The organism is Arthrobacter sp. Z1-9 (assembly GCF_054792695.1).
In genome coordinates, this window is the sequence record NZ_CP096456.1 from 907,016 (window position 1) to 926,415 (window position 19,400).

Here is a 19,400-nt window from a genome sequence, read left to right on the forward strand (position 1 = left end):
CCCTCGCAAGAGGATAGTTGCATGGAAACGAACCCGGCAGTGGCGCAGGCGGAGGAAGCCCTTGTGGCTGCTGTTGCTGCATTCATGGCGGCGCTGGCTGGCAGCGATACAGCTGTTTCCGGTGCCACTGGCGGACCCGATGCCGCGGGCATTCCTGAGGCTGTCGGGGTTGCTGGCGCTGGGGTGGGGTTTGATGATGATCCGTTGCAGCGGGTTGCTGATCGGGCTTTGCATGTTCTTGCCGGGGTGGCCCGGTCCGAAGCGAAACTGGCGGCGGTGAAGACACAGGCCGTGGCCGTGTTCGCCGGGGCCACACAAGCGCTCAACGCTCCGGCGCGGTCGCCGTATGAGGCCACGGCGCAGGAGCGGAGCCTGGTGGCTGAGGTGGGGTGTGTGCTGGCGATTGGTGACCGGGCCGCCGGTGCTCTGCTCGCTGACTCCCATACCCTCACCACGTCCCTGCCGGGGACCCTGGCCGCTTTGCAGGCAGGGACAATTTCCTGGGCGCACGCCCGGACCATGGTGGATCAGACCGTGGGCCTTGACCCTGCCGGGGCGGCGGCTTTGGAGGCGCACTTCCTGGACCCGCAGGCGCCGAAACCAGCCGCAGCCGCCACGGTGGGGGAGATGCCTGCGTACCGGTTCAAGGCCAAGGCCCGGGCGTGGCGGGAAATCCACCACCCGGAGAGCCTGGAGAAACGGCACGCCAAGAGTGTGGCGGATCGGCGGGTCGAATACTGGCCGGACAACGATGCGATGGCCTGGATCGCCTCGTGCCTGCCCGCCGATCAGGCGTCGGCCATCTGGGACCGGCTCACCACCGTCTCCCGGGGCATGCAGGGACCGGATGAACCCCGCACCCTCACGCAGCTCCGGGCAGATGTCGCTGCGGGCTGGCTGCTGGGCGGCACGACCACCGAGATCCCTTCACCCCGGGCCCAGGTCCTGGTCACTGTGCCGGTATTCTCCCTGATGGGCCTGACCGATGAGCCGGCGATGCTGGACGGGTACGGCCCCATTCCCGCGTCGATGGCACGGGACCTCGTCGCCGAGGGTGCAGGCTCGTTCTACCGGGTCCTGGTCGACCCGCGGGACGGGGCACCGTTGGAGATCGGCCGCACCAGCTACCGCCTGACCAAGGCCATGCGGAGGTGGCTCAGCTTGAGGGACGGCAAATGCCCGTTCCCGGGCTGTAACAACCCCTCCCTGGACAACGAAGCCGACCACATCCTCGCCTGGCACCAGGGCGGGACCACCGGCATCAGCAACCTCGGCCAGCCCTGCCGCAAACACCACAAACTCCGGCACACCGGCGGCTGGAAACCCACCCCCGCCACCACAACCGAACCACCCGGCTGGACCTCACCCTCCGGGAGGCACTATCAAAGTGAACACCAGGACTGGGAACCACCCCACTGGCCCGGAAGCATCGGCGACGCGGCCATACCCAGCATCCATGGCTGCCCTGCTGAAGACGCCCTATTTCTGGAGCCCCCATTGGAGGAACCTCCGGGTGACAACTTCCTGGACCCGGACGATCTTCCGGCTGAAGACCCTCTTTGGGAAGACTTCTATGCCGTGCCGATCGTTTTGCCCAAAGACCCGTTCAGGGACTGGGAGTTGGCACTGACCTAGCAGCTTTTGGTGGAGCGAGCCTTGGGCTAAGCGCTGCAAAGCGGGAGGAACCGCCGTCAAACTTTCCCCAGCGCACGCAGGCAGCTAGATTCATCAGCAAGATGACTAACTCACGTGCGCCCATCCATGCAACGGCCTACTGGACCACAGCCCGCGAACAGGGCGAGCTCCGCTCAGAGGAACTCCCGGCGCCCGCTCCCGGCGAGGCACTGGTCCGCGCCCTCTACTCCGGCATCAGCAAGGGCACCGAGATGGTGGTCCATCACGGCCTGGTCCCGCCACGCGTCGCCCAAGAGATGCGGGCCCCGCATCAGGAGGGCCAGTTTCCTGGGCCGGTGAAGTTTGGCTACTTGTCGGTGGGAGTGGTGGAAAAGGGGCCGGCAGAATGGATAGGCCAGCGGGTGTTCTGCCTCAATCCGCACCAGGACCGGTACGTCGTGCCCCTTGATGCGCTCACCAGGATTCCCGACGGCGTTCCCTCCCAACGTGCGGTCCTCACCGGAACGGTGGAAACGGCAGTGAACGCCCTGTGGGAGGCCGGCCCCCGGCTGGGAGACAGAGTAGCCGTGGTGGGTGCAGGCCTGGTGGGCGGCATGGTTGCCACCCTGCTCAGAACCTTTCCACTGCAGCGGCTTCAGCTCGTAGACGTAGACCGGGGCCGGAAGCAGTTGGCAGACGCCCTGGGCGTCGAATTCACCCATCCTGATGACGCATTGGCCGACTGCGATGTGGTGTTTCACTGCTCCGCGTCCCAGGAAGGCCTCGAGCGCAGCCTGCAGCTCGCCGGCGATGAAGGCGACGTGATCGAAATGTCCTGGTATGCCAACCGGGAAGTCACGCTGCCGCTGGGGGAGGACTTCCACGCCCGCCGGCTCTCAATCCGCGCCAGCCAGGTAGGCGTGGTGGCCCGCGCCAGGCGCCACCGCAGGACCAACGCCGACCGCCTTGACCTCGCCGTATCCCTGCTGGCCGATCCGGTGTTCGATGCGTTCCTGACCGGATCGTCACCCTTCACCGACTTGCCCGGCATTGTGCAAGGCCTCGCCGACGGTTCGGTGGACGCGCTGTGCCACGTCATTGAATACCCGCAAGATCAGCCCACCCACGACCCCACCCGCGAAGACCAGAGGTAGCCCATTGTTCAGCCTGACCGTCCGCCGCCACTTCATGATCGCCCACAGCCTTCCGCGGGAGGCTTTCGGCCCCGCCCAGGCCCTGCACGGGGCCACCTTCGTCGCGGAGGTGGCCTTCCGCCGTCGGACGCTTAACGACGACGCCATCGTTCTGGACATCGGCGCCGCCGGCACCATCATCGAGGAAGTACTGGCGGGCCTGAACTACCGCAACCTGGACGAGCACCCTGACTTCCAAGGCAAGCTCAGCACCACCGAGGCGCTTGCGGAGTACGTCGCCCAGTCGGTTGCCGGCAAGATCAAGGACACCGGCGACGGCCGCGAACTCGCGGGTATCGACGTCACCCTGCGCGAAAACCCGGACGCCTGGGCCACGTATTCGCTGGACCTCTCCGCCGCCTGACATGCGCCCCATCCGGCTCCTTGTACCTGCCAATATTCGGCACAACTCCGGCGGCAACGTCTACAACGCGCACCTGGTGGAGGGTCTGCGCACGCTGGGCGTCGACGTCGAGGTGCTGGCTGTCGAGGGGTCCTGGCCGGAATCCAGCGCCAAAGAACGACGGCGGCTGGGCAGCCTGCTGGGCGCGTGGGAGCCTGAGGGGCAACACGGGTCCGTCGTGACAATACTGGACGGGCTGATTGCCATGGGTGCGCCGGACGAACTGGAGTTGGCCGCCAAGGCCCGGCAGGAGACCTGGGTGCTGGTGCACATGCCGGCCCCGTCGCGACACGAACTGGAGGCGCGGGCCCTCCGCGCGGCATCGGGAGTGATCTGCACCAGCAGCTGGGCGGCCACCACCCTCGAAAAACGCCACGGCCTTTCCGGGCTCCGGGTGGCCCTGCCCGGTACAGAGCCCGCACGCCTGGCCGAAGGATCGATTTCGCCGCACCTCATCACCGTAGCTGCGCTCCTTCCGAACAAGGACCAGTTGCTGGCCGTCGAAGCCCTGGCACGTATCCAGGAACTCGAGTGGACGGCATCACTGGTGGGATCGGACCAGGCGGACCCGGAATACGCTGGCCTGGTACGGGCCGCGGTGGCGGAGCACGGGCTGGAAAACCGGGTGCGGCTGACCGGCGAGCTGAAAGGCCAGGCACTCGAGGACGAATGGAACCGCGCAGACCTGAGCGTCCTGGTGTCCCAGGCTGAGGCCTTCGGCATGGTGGTCACCGAATCACTCGCTCACGGCATTCCCGTGGTTGTCCGCAAAGGAACAGGCGCCGTCGAAGCCCTAAGTTTCGCCGCGCCGGGAGTGGAGTCTGGAGAGCGGGCGGGCGCTCACCTTCCCGGAACTGCCGTAGCCTTTCCGTCCGATACTGACCCTCAAAACCCTGCCGTGCTGGCCGGGGTCCTGCGGCGCTGGCTGACGGACGGCGGAACCAGGGAGGCTTGGCGGTCAGCCGCGCGGGAGACGAGGAACCGCTTGCCGGGGTGGGAACAGACAGCGGCGCACGTGCTCGACGTCCTCGGCGGCTAAACTGTCCAAGCAGATCGCAGAAGCACCTACAGCCGGGTACGGTGCCCCACAAAGAAGTCACGCAGCAGCCCGCCGCATTCGGCTTCGCGTACCCCGCCGTAGACCTCAACCCAGTGATTGAGCCGGCGCTCGCGGAGCACGTCAAACACCGACCCCGCCGCGCCGGCCTTCTCGTCCCAGGCACCGAAAACCACCCGGGGAATCCGTGCCAGGACAATCGCCCCGGCACACATCGCGCAGGGCTCCAGGGTCACTACCAGCGTGCAGTCGGCCAGGCGCCACCCGTCTCCGCTCCCGCCACCGGCAAGTGCAAGCTCCCGCAAGCGCGCCGCCGCCTCCCGGATCGCAACCACTTCGGCATGGGCGGTGGGGTCGCCCAGCTCCTCCCGCTGGTTCCGGCCGGAACCCAGCACGGCGCCGTCGGGCCCTATGACCACGGCTCCGATCGGCACGTCCTCCGTGGCAAGGGCACGGCGCGCCTCCGCGAGGGCGAGGCCCATCCAGGCATCGTATTTGTTATCTGCGGAGACCATGGCTCAATGATAGTTTCGAAGAATACCCAGAGCCCGTGACGCACATCCGCCGGGAGGCACAATGAGCACCGTCCGAGACCGCGTGGACAAGTGGATCAAGCCGTATGCGGCCCTGTGGCTGACCATGATCATAGGTGGCGTACTGGTGCTCACCATGGCCTTGCTGGGAGCCGAGGTGTACTCGGACGTGGTGGATGAGGACGGGCTGGCAAGCCTTGATATTCCTGCGCTGGAATATTCCCAATCGCTGCGCAACCCCGAAGTGGAGGCCTTCGCCACCGCCTTCACGAACGTGGGCGGTGGAATCGGCATGCCAATCCTCGCCAGCATCCTCACGGCCTGGCTTACCCTCCTGAGCCGCACCTGGCGCCCCATCGTCCTGGTGGGCGGTGCAGCTTTTGTTTCCACTACGGCCACCACGCTGAGCAAGCGCCTGGTGGGCAGGGCCCGCCCGGACCACTCCGAAGCAGTGCCGCCCTTCGAGACCACCCCCTCGTTCCCCAGCGGCCACACCCTCAATACAACAGTGGTGATCGGCGTCCTGGTGTACATCATGTGCCTCCAGTTCCAGATGCTCTGGGCACGAATCACGGCCATCACCGCCGGGGCAATCTTCATCATCGCCATGGGGTTGAGCAGGGTATTCCTGGGGCACCACTGGATGACGGACGTGATGGCCGGGTGGTTCCTGGGGCTGGCTTGGGTGTGCATGGTGATCCTGGCCCACCGGATGTTCCACCTGATTCGGAAACGGGAACATGCAGGTCCGGCACCAACATTCGAGCACCCAGTCCTCCGCGAGGAACCGCTCCAGAGCAGCGAGGGCACTACCGCAAGGAACGACGGCGGCACCCCGGGACCGCCCGACGGCGGCACTTTCCGTGGGAGCGGCGGCGGCTCCCCGCAGGGGACCGGCAGCCCCCCACAAAGGAACGACGGCGGCTCCTCGCGGACGGGTGCAGAAGGCTAGCGGCACGGGAGGGTCCCAACAACCGGGTGATAGTTTTGACCCATGCGCACTCTCGTTGTGGACCACCCGCTGGTCGCCCATAAGCTCACCGTCCTGCGGGACAAGAACACCCCGTCTCCGGTCTTCCGGCAGCTGACGGAGGAGCTGGTGACACTCCTTGCCTACGAGGCTACCCGCGAGGTCCGCACCGAATCGGTCACCATCGAAACGCCCGTCAGCACTACCGTGGGTACGGCGTTCACCAAACCGACTCCGCTGGTGGTCCCCATCCTGCGCGCCGGCCTGGGCATGCTCGAGGGCATGACCAAACTCGTCCCCACCGCCGAGGTCGGCTTCCTGGGGATGGCCCGGGACGAGGAAACCCTGGACATCATTACCTATGCCGAGCGCCTCCCCGAAAACCTCACGGACCGGCAGATCTTCGTCCTGGATCCCATGCTGGCCACGGGTGGAACCCTGCGCGAGGCCATCAAGTTCCTCTTCAAGCGCGGCGCTTCAGACGTGACCTGCATCTGCCTCCTTGCCGCCCCGGAAGGTTTGGCGAAACTGGAGGAGGAACTTTCCGGTGCCAACGTGACCATCGTCCTGGCCTCGATCGACGAAAAGCTCAACGAGAAGTCGTACATCGTGCCTGGGCTGGGAGACGCGGGCGACCGCCTCTACGGCATCGCAGGGTAGTCCTCAAGCCTTTTTCATTCCGCCTCCCGCCGTTAGCCTCTGCGGATGGACTGGAAACTCGAACTTGTGTATGTCCCTGTGTCCGACGTGGACCGCGCCAAGGATTTCTACGTCAACCAGGTGGGCTTCAACGCGGACTTTGATGAACGGCCAACGGACTCCATCCGCTTTGTCCAGTTGACGCCTCCCGGTTCAGCCTGCTCAATTTGTATTGGCGAGGGGCTTACGGACGCGCCTCCCGGCACCGGTTCCAACCTGCAACTGGTGGTCAGCGATATTCATGCGGCGCACCAGCACCTCAAAAGCAACGGGGTGGACGTCAGCGACGTGGACGTGCAGGACTGGGGCCACTTTGTATATTTTGCCGATCCCGACGGCAACCGGTGGGCCGTCCAGTACATCCCCGGGCGCAGCGCCTGACATCCCGCGCCCGGGCGACTGTATCCGTGACGCAGACCGGGTTGTTTTCGTGACGCATGTCGCGGCGGTGACATCCCTTGGGCGCCGTGCCTGGGGCACAATGGGGACCGTGAACCTCTCCACGCCGGCTGCTGCCCGGACCCTGACCTGCCGCGCCGTCCTCTTCGACATGGACGGCACCCTTGTGGACTCCACCGCAGTGGTGGAACAGGTGTGGGGTGAATTTGCCGCCCGCTACGGGCTGGACATCGAGGAAATACTCCGGACCTCGCACGGTGTCCAAGCCGGCGATACCGTCAGGCGTTTTGCGCCGCCGGGGGCAGACGTGCTGGCGCTGACAGCGGAACTCGGTGCCATGGAACGCGTCCGGACCGAGGGCATCCTGCCCCTGCCCGGAGCAGCCCGGCTGCTGGCCGCCCTGCCGGCGGACGCCGTCGCGCTGGTGACCTCGGCTGACCGCGTCCTTGCTGACGTCCGGATGGGGGCAGCGGGGCTGGCCATGCCGGCCACGGTGGTGACGGCAGAGCTTGTCACCCGGGGCAAGCCGGATCCCGAGGGGTACCTGAAGGCCGCTGCCGGTCTTGGGGTGGATCCTTCGGAGGCAGTGGTGTTTGAAGACGCTCCCGCCGGCATCGCAGCCGGCGTGGCGGCGGGCATCCCCACCGTAGCCGTGGGGCCCAACACGGGAGCGCTGCCGGCGGGGGTGCTGCACATTGCTGATTACAGTGCCGTGACCGCCTGCGTGGACAAGGACGAGGACGGCCGGACGGTCATTTCTTTCCGGCTTTGAGGTCCGCCACCACTTTGGCGATGCGCCGGGCCCGGGTTTCCGGCGTTTTGGCTTCACCCAAGGGTTCAACGTACCGCCGCTGGGAGCTGTAGCCCAGGGTCGCGTAGAACTCCTGCGCCGCCGGCTCCGCCGCCATTGCAGCCGCAAGATCCTCCGGAATCTCAATGATGCGCGGCTGCGTGTCCAGTTCCAGGGTCACTTCAACGGTGTCTCCCGCCTGCACACCGACGAACTCCCTGTTGGCTGCGCTCAGCGAAATGAGGTTCTGGCCGCCCATCACAGCGATGCTGCTGCGATAGCTCTTGCCGTTGACGGTCACCACCACAGGCGGCCGCCTGCCGGCTCCCAGCTCCGCAACAACCTGCTGGGGGACTTCGATGCCGGTTTTATTGCCGCTGCCCTGGATGGTGGTGGTGAACTTCATGCATCACAGTATGCCGGGCGGCCGGGCCCTCCAGAAGGTCCCGGACCTCAGCAGCCGGCTGTTGTACTACCCGCGTGTTGTAGCACTCGCGTGTTGTAGTACCGCACAAGCCATTACGGGTTAGTACCAGTTATTCGACAGGTGGAAGTTCAACGCACCGCACGGCGACTGGTAACGCTCCTGGATGTAGTTCAGGCCCCAGTTGATCTGCGTGCGGTAGTTGGTGAGGTAATCCGCGCCGGCGCTGGCCATCTTCTCGGCGGGCAGGGACTGCACGATGCCGTAGGCGCCGCTGCTCGGGTTGGTGGCCGTGGTGGTCCAGTCCGATTCCTTGTTCCACAGGGTTACCAGGCACTGCATCTGGTCAGGAGCCCAGCCGTAGTTCCCCAGCTGGCCGGCGGCGTACGCCTGGGCGCCGGCGGGATCGTTGACCGCGACGACGGGCGCAGGCTCGGGGGCAGGTGCCGGAGCGGGCTCGGGAGCGGGTGCTGGAGCCGGCTCAGGGGCGGCAACCGGCGCGGGCTCGGGGGCCGGAGCAGGTGCCGGAACCGGTGCGGGCTCTGCCGCTTGCGGGGCTACAGCTATTTCCGGCGCGGCGGGCTCAGGCGCCGGATTGGACGTAATCTCGCTCTTCTCGATGCTGAGGTTCGACTGCGCCTGGGCGGCCTGCGTTTCAGTGGCCGCTCCACGGATACTGGTTTCCGTAGCCTGTCCCGCGGCTCCCACTCCAACGAGGAGTGCGCAGGATGCGGCAATAACAGCGGCGCGTTTGCCGAAGGAAGGAATTGTGCCGGTTTCCGGTCCAGCGTGCGGTGCAGAACCGTTTTTTGGACGTGGTTTTACCAGGTTTTTGAACATGATGAATCGCCTCTCACACCTGCGGAGTTAGCTGTCGGGTTCGGATGAGGGCATCCGGCCACACGGAAAGATCACGTGCTGGCTTAACCCCAAGGGCAATCAGTGCCCGGGACGGTGGGTCCCCCGCCTCTGCCTATGTTCAAAGGGAATCCGGGAAGTGGCAGAGCTTGGCGTCATCCGGATATGCGGTTCGAACACGAACTGCACCCAATCGACGGTACAGGAATACGGCGCCTGAGTCACATTTTGGTAACAGAGATCACGACGGCGGCGCGTCGCCTTGCTGCCCCGTACGCGCCAGCGGGATCTGGACGGCGAACTGTGTACGCCCTGGTTGTGATGTCACCGTTACCGTTCCGCCGTGGGCCTCAACAATTGATTCGACGATGGACAACCCCAAGCCACTGGTGCCTTCTGCCGCTGAAGCGCCCGCTTGGTCTCCCGCGCCCTTCCGGGCCGCGTCTGCGCGGGCGAAGCGTGAAAAGGCGTGGTCCATAAACTCCGCCGGGATACCGCCGCCGTCGTCCGTTACCGTTACCAGCGCAGCACCTTCGGCCGTCACCCCAACTCCTGTAACAACCGTTGTTCCGGCCGGCGTGTGTTTCCGCGCGTTGGAGAGCAGGTTCATCAGCACCTGGCGCAGCTGCGACGCGTCACCGTTGACCACCACCGGCTCATTCGGAAGTTCCAGCCGCCAGGTGTGGCCGGGTGCCATAACCTTTTCATCACTGACGGTTTCGACCACCAGCTGCGTAAGGTCCACCTCGCTAAGCTTCAGCGGCTGGCCCTCATCGAGCCGGGCAAGCAGCAGCAGGTCTTCCACCAAGGCAGTCATCCGCTCCGACTGGCTCTGTACGCGGGCAAGGGACTTTTGGCCGTCCGGGGTTAAAGACTCCGTCATCCTCATCAGCTCGGTGTAGCCGCGGATGGCGGTCAGGGGAGTGCGCAGCTCGTGGGAGGCGTCGGCCACAAACTGGCGCACCTTTGTTTCGCTCTTCTGGCGCGCCTGCAGCGCGTTTGCCACGTTGTCCAGCATGAGGTTGAGCGCGTGCCCGACGCTACCCACTTCCGTCCCGGGATTGGAGTTCGACGGCGGCACGCGCACCGCGAGCGCCACCTCGCCGGCGTCCAGGGGCAGCTGCGATACCCGGGTGGCCACCTCGGACAGCTGTTCGAGCGGCTTCATGGTGCGGCGGATAAGGACGGTCCCCACCAGTCCGATCAGCAGCAGTCCGCCCAGGGAAACAAACACAAACGTCCACACAAGGGAGGCAAGCGTGCTTTCCTTGCCGGCAAGGGGGAGCCCGGTGACCAGGACATCGCCGAAGTTCGTTTTCACCGCTACCAGCCGGTAGTCGCCGTTCGAGAGGGTGCGTTTGACGGGTTGCGTGTCTGTAGCCAGCCCCAACAGGGCCTGCTTGTCCTCAGTGGAGAGGGGCGAACGGGTGGTGTCCGAGGTGAGGAAGCCGCCGCTGTTGACTTGGCCGTTCAGGATGCGCGCGTTCATGGTTCCGACGCTTTGGCCGCGGGCGTCCAGGGGGTCCCGTCCATTGAAACCGCCATTCGGAGGGCGGCCCGGATTATTGGACCGGTCTGCGGCCTGGTTCAGCTGTTCGTCCAGCTGGCGGGTCAGGAACGCATCCATGGAGGCATAGCTGGCCACGCCCACCGCACCGCAGATGGCGATCAGCAGGGCCATGGCGAGGAGGATGAGGCGGGTTCGCAAGTGCCAGGTGCCGGGTTTGAGCCAGCTCCGGCGGTGGGGATCAGCTGCCTGTTGTGGCGCCATGGTGCGCCTACTCGGCAGGCTTGATGACGTACCCGGCGCCGCGAACGGTATGGATCATGGGCGGGTGCACGGCGTCCACCTTCTTGCGCAGGTAGGAAATGTAGAGCTCAACGATGTTGGCCTGGCCGCCGAAGTCGTAGTTCCATACCCGGTCCAGGATTTGCGCCTTGCTGATGACCCGCTTGGGATTCTCCATGAGGTAGCGGAGAAGCTCGAACTGCGTAGCCGTCAGCTGCAGCTCCTCGCCTGCCCGGGTTACCTCGCGGGTATCCACGTTGAGCACCAGGTCGCCCACCACCAGTTCGGCCGTATCCATGGCGGCAACCCCGGAGCGCTGGACCAGGCGGTGCAGCCGAAGCAGGACTTCCTCCATGCTGAACGGTTTGGTGACGTAATCGTCGCCTCCGGCCGCCAGGCCCACGATCCGGTCCTGGACCGCGTCCTTGGCGGTAAGGAAGAGAGCGGGCACTTCGGGCGCGAACGTGCGGATCCTTCCCAGTAGCTCGACGCCGTCGAACCCCGGGAGCATCACATCAAGGACCAGGACGTCTGGTCGGAAGTCCTTGGCCAGTTTCACGGCTTCAGGGCCGTCGGCCGCAACAGCCACCAACCAATTGGCCATGCGCAGGCCCATGCTCATGAGTTCCGAGAGGCTTGGCTCGTCGTCCACCACCAGGGCACGGATGGGGGACCCGTCCGGGTGGGAGAGCTGGGGGAGGTTGTTGGTCATGGAGTGCGAAGTGGCCATGGAACAACTCTCCGATCAATCGTTGAGCCGGGACTATGGGCTTCCTGTGTCTCAGCTGTGAATCCCAGCCTAGCGAGCTGGGCGGGTGAAGGCTGGGTACGGAAAAGGAGCGGCTGCTGCTGCGTCATGACGAGGCAATGCAACTCCGGACAACGTTGTTCTTGCACCAGCGCCGCCGTTGCGGCGGGTGGGGACGAGTGATTTGCCCGTCCAGATCCGGCTGCCGCTGGACAGCGGGGCCGTAGGCGGGGACGATTCCGGCATTACCGGCACATCTGAAGAAAAAGGCCGCGGGTGAAGCAAAGGGCGAATTAAGTTCCGCCGGTGGGGCCAAGGGGCCGGAAAAGCGGGATAATGATCAGCAATCTGACCATTGTCCAGAATCGTGATCTGCACCACATCAAGCGCTTTTGTCTCAGAATGCGGACTAAAGCGTCCATTGTTACTTGCAAGTTGGCATTGTTACGCTGCACACTTCCATTGTGAACAAGAACTCAACAGCACCTGCAGCCGCAGACTATTGGCCCAGCACATCAGCTGCTGCCGACATGCGCTGTTGTCGAATGTACGCCTGATCTTCCCACCCCTCGAAGTTCGTCGGCATACGCCCCCCAGCCCAGCGTCGGGCGTCCCTCCCCAGTTTCAGTGCGGGGAACCAAACATTCGAGCCGCGATGACGGCCATTCACATTGAGGTAAGCAATCCATGTCAGTTGCATCCGGATACGTCCACATTTCCGTCCGTAACGCCGCCAAGGGCGGCCAGCCTTCCGGCCTCCGTCCCGGCTTCGGACCACGCACGTCCCTTGCTCCCGCCACGTCCGGAAGCAGCTTTCCCGGCTCGGGATACGGCCCCCAGGGCTACAACCCCAACTCCTACGGCCAGCTTCGTGCCGTTCCGCCCGCCGAGGCCGCGCCGGTCACTGCTCCCACCCCCGTAGTCGCCGGGCCGAATCCGGTCCGCCCGGTGGCAAATGACAACGTTGCCCGGGGATTCGTTCTCTACATGGGAATCGACGAGGAAACCGCAGCCGCCGCCGGTACCTCCATCGCCAAGCTTGCCCAGGAAATCCGTGCTTACGCCCAGTCCCTGGTAACGGGAGCCGAGAGCTACGCCGCTGTTGCGGTTGCCCCTGCCGGCACGCCCGGCTCGGCGCTGGACGTCGTCCGCTCCACTTTCGGTGACCCTACGGTCAACACCCGCCAGCGCACCGAAACGCCGCGGCCGCAGCAGCCCCAGGAGCCGCGTCCCTCCGGCGTCCTGATCGACCTCGCCCGCCGCGAAGTGCACCTGGACGGTGAATCCCTGAACCTCACGTTCAAGGAGTTTGAACTCCTGAACTACCTCGTGGAAAACGGAACCCGCACGGTGGGACGCGACGAGCTGCTCGAAGGCTTGTGGCGCAACGCCGAAGAAGTGCCCAACGAGCGCACCATCGATGTCCACATCCGCCGCCTCCGCTCCAAGCTGGGCCGCCTCGCCAACACTGTGCGCACCGTTCGCGGCCAGGGTTACCGGTTCTACGAGCACCCCGAGGTTGTTGTCTGGGCCGCTCCGGAATACTCGATCTAGCCCCTTACAGGCAGTAAGCGGCAGTTTGGCGGTGCCTTAGGCTTGGGCCATGAGCCAGCACCATCTTCGACGCCTTGTGATCATGCGGCATGCCAAAGCCGATTGGCCTGGCGGCGTAGCTGACCACGAGCGGCCGCTGGAGGAGCGGGGCCACCGGGAGGCGCCCCTCGCCGGGCGCTGGCTGCTCAAGCACAACATCGTGCCCGACTTCATCCTGTGCTCCAGCGCCCTGAGGACCCGGCAGACCTGCACGTGGGTATGTTCCGAACTGGGGGACAAGGCGCCGACGCCCAAGCTCGAAGACGGGCTCTACGCTTCCTCCGCGCTGCGGATGCTCACCGTGGTCAACCATGTGCCCGATACCGTCACAACGCTGATGCTGATCGCGCACCTGCCAGGGGTGCAGGACCTTGCCATGCACCTCGCCTCACGCGATTCAGACCACGATGCCTACATGGACGCCGCCACGAGGTATCCCACCAACGCCCTCACCGTCCTCGAAACGGAGAAGTCCTGGGCGGAGCTGGACGGACAGGACGCGCGGATCACCAAATTCAAGGTGCCCCGGGCCCACTAGCGCAAGCTAATTCCTCGGCTGCCGCACTTGCCCGCGTCCGCCGGGCGGAGTGCGCGGCTGAGCAGCGCTGGCCTGCCGTGCGGTTGTCCTCCTCGCGGAGTTGCTGCCGCCGCGGCCAGCGGCCCGGACCCCGGCAGGACGGGATGCGCCGGCTTGCGCAGTGCGCCGGCGTCCTGGCCATACGGCGCCCGTGAACAGTGCTGCCAGGGCGGTCAGCGCCGAGAGCGCGGCCAGGAAGAAGTAGTTGTCCGGGTCTGAGGTGGGCAGCGGGGTGCCGAACACTGACGCCTCGTCGGTGGAAGCCAGCTCCCACGTGCTCAGGAAGGCCAGCGATCCCGCCACGGCGAGGCTCGTGGACAGGCCGGCAATGGCGAGCATAACGAAGCGTCGACGGCGCAGTACTTCCGTGATGCAGGCGAGGCAGGCGAGCGCGAGGACGCCGAGGAAAGCGGTGAACACGGGTTCCGCCAGCGTCATGCCTGTCAGAACCAGCAGCCCTGCAGCCACGATGCCGCTGATGACCGCGAATTTTCCGCTGTTCCCCATGTGGCGCATGTTCACCATCATCCCTGAGAAGCGGGCTGCTTCAGCACGTAGCCGCGCATGATGGCCATGATTGCTGCAACGCTTTGGTCACGGGTGCGCTCCGGGTTGTAGGTCTGCCGGTCAAGCCCCACCACAAAGCATGCGCCAAAAATTGCCGTTTCCAGGCTGCCCCGGGAAACGGACTGATCCACAGGGTACGCTTTGGCAACGTTTTCCACCGCTGCAGCAATGACCGCCAGGAGCTCGGCCCGCAGGAGCGTAAAGGTCCCTTGCCATTCGCTGGGCGTGCGCCAGTTCTCGCTCATCCACAGCCGGGCAAAGGACGGGTACTCGGCCATAAAGTCCATGGCCTGGCCGATCATGGCTTCCATGGCACGCAACGGATCCTGGCGGGAGGCGCCGCCCGGCGCCCCCAGCAGCCGGCCCTTGAGGATATCCACGCCGTACCGCAACAGCTGCGCGATGAGGTCGGACTTGCTGCCGAAATTGTAGTAAACCGTCCCCTTGGAAACGCCTGCAGCAACTGCAATCTCATCAACAGTCACACCGGCGGCACCACGTTCACCGATCAGCTCCATGGAGGCGTCAAAGAGCTTCTGCCGTGTGGCCGTCGTCCTCGCGGGGCGGAGTTTTTTCGCTGGCTCCAGATCGGCGGCACTCATACTGCAATCTCCGGCTTCAGCGTCTTGAGCGTCCAGTATTTTCCCTTGCGGACGGCCAGGATGGACATGACCAGGCCCAGCGCCGTGTACCCCGCAAGTCCCAGCACGGTGGGGACGATCATGGAGAGGTCGGCGCCGTAGATCAGGTGCCTCATTCCCGTCACCACGTAGCCCATGGGCAGGATTTCGTGCACCACGTGGAGGGGCTGTGGCGTGGTCTGCCACGGGAAGGTTCCACCGGAGGAAACCAGCTGCAGGACCAGCAGGATCAGGACCACAAGCTTTCCGGGGGAGCCCAGCAATGCCACGATGCCCTGGATGAGGGCACTGAAAGCCATGGCGGCGGCCAGCATAAAGAGCCACATCAGGACGGGATAGGCGGCGTCCAGGCCCAGCGCCAGGTTAACCACCAGGGTGAGGAGGGTGGCCTGCACCACCGAGACGGCCAGGAAAGGCAGCCAGCCCCCGACGGCGATTTTCCAGGAGCGGGCATTGGACGCGAGCGCCCTTTGCGTGAGGGGCCGCATTGCCTGGATCAACATAAAGATGCCGATCCACAAGGCAAGAGTGAGGAAAAACGGCGCCAGCCCGGCGCCGTAGGACCCGGCCTTTGCCTGCGAAACGTTGCTGACAGCCACAGGATCGGCGATCACCTGCGACAGGTTGCTTTTCTGGGCGTCGTCCGGATTCGGAACCTGACCGGCACCTCCCGCAATCTCGTTGGCGAGGGTCCGGGAACCGTCCGCGGCGGACCCTGCGCCCTCCTCGAGCTGCGCCGCGCCGGCGTCGAGCCTGTGCGCTCCGTCGGCCACGGCGGCGGCACCATCCGCCGCTGACTGCTGCCCCGTGGCAAGCGCCGCCGCTCCCGTGTGCAGCTGGTCCGCACCTCCGGAGGACTGCGTGATCGCTTCTTTCAGTGCCGGCGTGGCGGCGGCCAGTTGTGCCGCACCCACACTGACGGCCTCGGCGCCGTCTGCCAGCTGCTGGACCTGCGCAGCGTCGGTCTGGATTTTTGCTTTGGCAGCTGCCACCGGGCTGGAGCCGGAGACCGCGTCGAAGTCGGCCAGGATGCTGCTCGCCTGCTCCTGCGTGAGGACGCCGGCAGCCATCAGCCTGTTGTTCGACTCCACCACACGGGTGCGAAGTCCCTGGTCAGCAACGTCCAGCTGGGCGGCAACGTCCTGGACCTTGGTGTTCAGCTGGGCATTTCCGGCGGCAACCTGCGCGGCACCCGCTGCCAGTGTCCGGGAATCACCGGGCAACGTTGCTGTCTTGTCCCTCAGGACGGAGAGCCCGCTGCTCAGCTGGCCGGCGCCGTCGGTCAGCTGGTTGGCGCCGTCGCGCAGTTTGAGCTGACCCGCGTAAAGCTCGTCAGCTCCGCTGCTCAGCCCCGCAGCCCCGTCATGGAGGGCCACACTCCCGTGCTGGAGGGTGGCCACGCCGTCGGCAAGCCGGCCGGCGCCGTCAGCCGCCTTGACCATCTGCGTGTGGATGGTGCCGAATCCGGTGAGCAGCTGGTTGGCGGTTTCTTCGCCGACGTCGGCTGCAACCGTGCTGTGGACGGACGTGGTCAGCTTGTCCACGATGGTGCTCAGCAGATAGTTGTTGGCGTCGTTTGTGGTGACGTTGAGCATGGCTTGGCTGGCGGAATCGAAGCTGCCGGGGGAGACGAGGTGGGCGGAAAAGTCCTGCGGTATTTTCAGTGCGAAGGCGTACTTGCCGCTGGCCACACCGTCGTCCGCTTCGTCCGCGCCCGCCACCGGGATCCAGTGGAAGACGTTTCCCTCCACCAGGCTGTCGGCGACTTCCCTGCCTGCCAGGAGTTTGGAGCCGTCGCGGGCGGTGGCACCGGCGTCCTCAACCACCAGTGCGGCGTCGATCTGGTCCAGGTTGCCGTACGGGTCCCAGTTGGCATATAGGTACACGGCGCCGTAGAGCAGCGGGACCATGGTCAGCGCCACGATGGTCAGCTTCGGCAGCAGCCCGCCTGTCATTCGCTTGAGTTCAGAGCGGGCCAGCCGCAGCACTGTCATTTCGTATCCTGGGTTTCGAGTTTGAGTCCGCGGGCATCGGCGGGGCTTTCCGTTTCAGCTTCCGTCCCGGCCTTGAGCTCGTGGGGCACGGGCTCATGGGGCACGGCGTTGCCGATCGCAACAATCGGCCCGGACCACGACGGCGGCGGGGCAGCTACCGCCGCAACGACGGCGAGCGGCCGTCCGGCGTCGAACGCCAGCTGCTCCAGGCGTGGCAGCCAGGTGCCGGCGTCGGCGCTGTGCCGGTCCGGTGAGTCGACCACCAGCAAGTCGGTATGCGGGCTGGCCAGAGCCAGCGCCGTCAGGAGTTCCAGCCGGCGGGAAGGATCCAGCTGCTCGGTCCACAGGCCGGCGATGTCCTCAAAGCGGTTCACCTTAAGCCACGGACTGCTGAGCAGGGCGCCGCGGTACCGGCGGGGGATCAGGGCCAGGTCTTCCGTCACCAGGTCGCGCACACTCAGGTGCCGCTCGGGCTCGTTGACGCCGGGGGCATCAACAAGGGCGCTGGCCGTGCGGAGTGCCCTGATACCGCGGGTGCCGTCCCAGCTGACGGAGCCGCCGTTTGGTTTCATTCGGCCGCTCAGTACCAGGGCCAGAGCAGTCCGCTGATCCTGCCGTTCCCCGCAGGCGAGTACCAGTTCCCCGCGGCCTGCCTCAAAGGAAGTTGCCGGGAGCAGGGCATCCCGGCGGCCATGGACATGGAGTTGCTGAGCCAGGAGCAAGGGTGCCTTTCGGGGAGGGGTTCGGCACCCATTCTATTTGAACTGACTAGTCAGTTCAAATACGCAACCTACAGCCCGTACTTTTCCAGGAGCCGCAGCCAGACCTCGCTGATGGTGGGGTAGGAGGGGACGGCATGCCACAGGCGGTCAAGCGGTACTTCTCCCACCACGGCAATAGTGGCGGCGTGCAGGAGTTCCGCCACGTCCGGCCCGGCGAACGTCGCACCGAGGAGAACCTTGCGGTCCTCGTCAATCACCAGCTGTGCCCACCCCTCGTAGTTCTCCGAGTGCAGCGACGACCCCGCCACCTGGATGGGAAGTTCCACGGAAGAAGCGTTGTAGCCGTCCTTTTGTGCAATGTCCAGGGTGCGGCCGACGGCTGCGAGCTCCGGGTCGGTGAAAACAACGCGGGGTACTGCATGCTCGTTGGCACTTTGCGCGAAGCGGCTCCAGTCCCTGGCTTGACCTTCCAGTTCCCCCTTGGCGCGGGCAGCAATGGCGTCTCCGGTGGCCCGGGCCTCGTACTTGCCCTGGTGTGTAAACAGGTTCTTGCCGGCGGCGTCACCAACTGCATACAGCCAGGGTTCCCCGCCGGGGGCTCCTTCCACCAACCCCGAATTGTCCGTGTGAAGGGTGAGGTGCCCGGCCCCTGTGGCCTCAAATCCAACGCTTTCCAGCCCCAGGCCTTCCAAGGCGGGATGCCGGCCTGTGGCCACGAGGACCTTTTCGGCGGTCACGCTGGAACCGTCAGCCAGTTGCAGGCTCAGCGAGCCGTCGTCGTTCTCGCTAATGCTTTCCGTGGTGGTGTGGAGCCGGATCTCCACGCCATCGGCGCGCAAGCCTGCCGCGACCAAGTTGGCTGCGTCGGCCGGGAAGGTCCGGAGCAGTCCGCTGCGTGCCACGAGCGTCACAGTGGAACCCAGCCGTGCGTAGGCCTGGGCCAGTTCCACCCCGGCAACGCCGCCACCCAGTACCGCAAGCCGCGGCGGAACTGCCTTGGCTGAGGTTGCCTCCCGGGTTCCCCAAACCTGCACGTCCTGAAGCCCGTCTATAGGAGGATTGTTGGGAGCTGAACCGGTGGCCAGCACCACCGCATGGCGGGCCTGAAGCTGGTATGAGTTGCCGTCGAGCCCCGCGACTTCCACGGACTTGGGCGCAGTCAGCCAAGCATGGCCGCGGATCAGTTCGATGTCCGTGTCCTGGACCCACTGGACCTGCCCGTCATCCTGCCAGTTCGATGTCATGTAGTCACGGCGCTTGAGGACGGCGGCCGCATCAAGGGTCCGCGTCACTGCTTCCTTGGCGCCCGGTGCGGTCTGGGCTCCATGGAGGGCCGTGCCGGGGCGGAGCAGGGCTTTTGAGGGCATACACGCCCAGTAGGAGCACTCACCGCCCACCAGTTCAGCTTCCACGAGCACGGCCGTGAGGCCGCCCTGTACCACCCTGTCAGCCACGTTTTCCCCGACGGCGCCGGCGCCGATCACTACAACATCAAATTCACGCGAAATCGCCTCGGGCATCATGGGGAAAGCCTACGCCCGGGATCCGGCCAGCGGCCTGAGGCGGAACGGCGGGCGGACTGCGGGTTGCACACGTTTGATCGCGTAACTTTTGGCCGCTAACCGTAACTTTTAGCGGGCAAAGCAAAAGGTCCGCACCGGCTAACCGGTGCGGACCTTATCTGTGCGCCCAAAGGGATTCGAACCCCTGACCTTCTGTTCCGTAGACAGACGCTCTATCCAGCTGAGCTATGGGCGCATCTTGTGTCCGGGGAGAAGAACCGCTCTCCCTGAACCTCGAATTACTTTACGCGAGGGTTGGCCGCGATG

The 19,400-nt window shown here is 65.4% G+C and carries 20 protein-coding genes, 1 tRNA gene and 1 riboswitch; of the genes, 10 read left to right on the forward strand and 11 right to left on the reverse strand.

Annotated elements, in window-relative coordinates; genetic code table 11:
- The first annotated feature begins 21 nt into the window (after positions 1-21).
- The 4 genes from M1D93_RS04260 (at position 22) to M1D93_RS04275 (ending at position 4,249) form a co-directional block, all read left to right on the forward strand.
- Positions 22-1,635: an HNH endonuclease signature motif containing protein gene (locus tag M1D93_RS04260; RefSeq protein WP_461173934.1), complete on the forward strand. Its 1,614-nt coding sequence runs from the start codon at positions 22-24 to the stop codon at positions 1,633-1,635.
- A 101-nt stretch (positions 1,636-1,736) separates the two neighbouring features.
- Entirely contained in the window at positions 1,737-2,768 is a 1,032-nt protein-coding gene (locus M1D93_RS04265; protein ID WP_461173935.1) for a zinc-dependent alcohol dehydrogenase, read from the forward strand.
- A gap of 4 nt (positions 2,769-2,772) precedes the next feature.
- The gene (locus M1D93_RS04270) at positions 2,773-3,171 is read left to right on the forward strand and encodes a 6-pyruvoyl trahydropterin synthase family protein (RefSeq protein WP_461173936.1); all 399 of its coding nucleotides are present in this window, start codon (positions 2,773-2,775) and stop codon (positions 3,169-3,171) included.
- Position 3,172: 1 nt separating this feature from the next.
- Complete coding sequence (locus tag M1D93_RS04275) at positions 3,173-4,249, forward strand: glycosyltransferase family 4 protein (protein ID WP_461173937.1); 1,077 nt, start codon at positions 3,173-3,175, stop codon at positions 4,247-4,249.
- 26 nt (positions 4,250-4,275) lie between these two features.
- On the opposite strand, the gene M1D93_RS04280 is transcribed toward M1D93_RS04275, so the two are convergent.
- Positions 4,276-4,782 (reverse strand): nucleoside deaminase, encoded by a 507-nt coding sequence (locus tag M1D93_RS04280; protein ID WP_461173938.1) that lies wholly within the window; start codon positions 4,780-4,782, stop codon positions 4,276-4,278.
- A 61-nt stretch (positions 4,783-4,843) separates the two neighbouring features.
- Between M1D93_RS04280 and M1D93_RS04285 the strand changes: the two genes are divergently transcribed.
- From M1D93_RS04285 to M1D93_RS04300, 4 genes are all read left to right on the forward strand, one after another.
- Positions 4,844-5,752: a phosphatase PAP2 family protein gene (locus tag M1D93_RS04285; protein ID WP_461173939.1), complete on the forward strand. Its 909-nt coding sequence runs from the start codon at positions 4,844-4,846 to the stop codon at positions 5,750-5,752.
- Between the two features lie 42 nt (positions 5,753-5,794).
- The gene (gene upp / locus M1D93_RS04290) at positions 5,795-6,430 is read left to right on the forward strand and encodes a uracil phosphoribosyltransferase (protein ID WP_461173940.1); all 636 of its coding nucleotides are present in this window, start codon (positions 5,795-5,797) and stop codon (positions 6,428-6,430) included.
- A gap of 45 nt (positions 6,431-6,475) precedes the next feature.
- Positions 6,476-6,850 (forward strand): glyoxalase superfamily protein, encoded by a 375-nt coding sequence (locus M1D93_RS04295; protein ID WP_461173941.1) that lies wholly within the window; start codon positions 6,476-6,478, stop codon positions 6,848-6,850.
- Positions 6,851-6,959: 109 nt separating this feature from the next.
- Positions 6,960-7,640: an HAD-IA family hydrolase gene (locus M1D93_RS04300; protein ID WP_461173942.1), complete on the forward strand. Its 681-nt coding sequence runs from the start codon at positions 6,960-6,962 to the stop codon at positions 7,638-7,640.
- On the opposite strand, the gene M1D93_RS04305 is transcribed toward M1D93_RS04300, so the two are convergent.
- From M1D93_RS04305 to M1D93_RS04320, 4 genes are all read right to left on the reverse strand, one after another.
- A complete protein-coding gene (locus M1D93_RS04305) occupies positions 7,621-8,064 on the reverse strand; it encodes a YdeI/OmpD-associated family protein (protein ID WP_461173943.1) in 444 nt (147 codons plus the stop codon). The genes M1D93_RS04300 and M1D93_RS04305 overlap by 20 nt on opposite strands.
- A gap of 120 nt (positions 8,065-8,184) precedes the next feature.
- A complete protein-coding gene (locus M1D93_RS04310) occupies positions 8,185-8,922 on the reverse strand; it encodes an aggregation-promoting factor C-terminal-like domain-containing protein (RefSeq protein WP_461173944.1) in 738 nt (245 codons plus the stop codon).
- 5 nt (positions 8,923-8,927) lie between these two features.
- A riboswitch (cyclic di-AMP (ydaO/yuaA leader) is annotated at positions 8,928-9,088 on the reverse strand.
- Between the two features lie 93 nt (positions 9,089-9,181).
- Positions 9,182-10,711: a HAMP domain-containing sensor histidine kinase gene (locus M1D93_RS04315; protein WP_461173945.1), complete on the reverse strand. Its 1,530-nt coding sequence runs from the start codon at positions 10,709-10,711 to the stop codon at positions 9,182-9,184.
- A gap of 7 nt (positions 10,712-10,718) precedes the next feature.
- Positions 10,719-11,459 carry a response regulator transcription factor gene (locus tag M1D93_RS04320; RefSeq protein ID WP_461173946.1) on the reverse strand — a complete coding sequence of 247 codons (741 nt, stop codon included), beginning with the start codon at positions 11,457-11,459 and terminating at the stop codon, positions 10,719-10,721.
- A 705-nt stretch (positions 11,460-12,164) separates the two neighbouring features.
- Between M1D93_RS04320 and M1D93_RS04325 the strand changes: the two genes are divergently transcribed.
- Positions 12,165-13,031 carry a winged helix-turn-helix domain-containing protein gene (locus M1D93_RS04325; protein WP_461173947.1) on the forward strand — a complete coding sequence of 289 codons (867 nt, stop codon included), beginning with the start codon at positions 12,165-12,167 and terminating at the stop codon, positions 13,029-13,031.
- A gap of 49 nt (positions 13,032-13,080) precedes the next feature.
- The gene (locus M1D93_RS04330) at positions 13,081-13,608 is read left to right on the forward strand and encodes a SixA phosphatase family protein (protein WP_163167933.1); all 528 of its coding nucleotides are present in this window, start codon (positions 13,081-13,083) and stop codon (positions 13,606-13,608) included.
- Between the two features lie 6 nt (positions 13,609-13,614).
- Here the strand turns inward: M1D93_RS04330 and M1D93_RS04335 are convergent, their stop codons facing one another.
- The 6 genes from M1D93_RS04335 to M1D93_RS04360 form a co-directional block, all read right to left on the reverse strand.
- The gene (locus M1D93_RS04335) at positions 13,615-14,154 is read right to left on the reverse strand and encodes a hypothetical protein (RefSeq protein WP_461173948.1); all 540 of its coding nucleotides are present in this window, start codon (positions 14,152-14,154) and stop codon (positions 13,615-13,617) included.
- 17 nt (positions 14,155-14,171) lie between these two features.
- Entirely contained in the window at positions 14,172-14,816 is a 645-nt protein-coding gene (locus tag M1D93_RS04340) for a TetR/AcrR family transcriptional regulator (RefSeq protein ID WP_461173949.1), read from the reverse strand.
- The gene (locus tag M1D93_RS04345; protein WP_461173950.1) at positions 14,813-16,849 is read right to left on the reverse strand and encodes a YhgE/Pip family protein; all 2,037 of its coding nucleotides are present in this window, start codon (positions 16,847-16,849) and stop codon (positions 14,813-14,815) included. The genes M1D93_RS04340 and M1D93_RS04345 overlap by 4 nt, the downstream gene beginning before the upstream one ends.
- Complete coding sequence (locus M1D93_RS04350) at positions 16,846-17,571, reverse strand: ABC transporter ATP-binding protein (protein ID WP_461173951.1); 726 nt, start codon at positions 17,569-17,571, stop codon at positions 16,846-16,848. Before M1D93_RS04350 ends, M1D93_RS04345 begins: the two co-directional genes overlap by 4 nt.
- Before the next feature lie 68 nt (positions 17,572-17,639).
- Positions 17,640-19,094 (reverse strand): dihydrolipoyl dehydrogenase family protein, encoded by a 1,455-nt coding sequence (locus M1D93_RS04355; protein ID WP_461173952.1) that lies wholly within the window; start codon positions 19,092-19,094, stop codon positions 17,640-17,642.
- Between the two features lie 161 nt (positions 19,095-19,255).
- Positions 19,256-19,329 (reverse strand) — tRNA-Arg (locus tag M1D93_RS04360).
- Positions 19,330-19,400 lie beyond the last annotated feature (71 nt).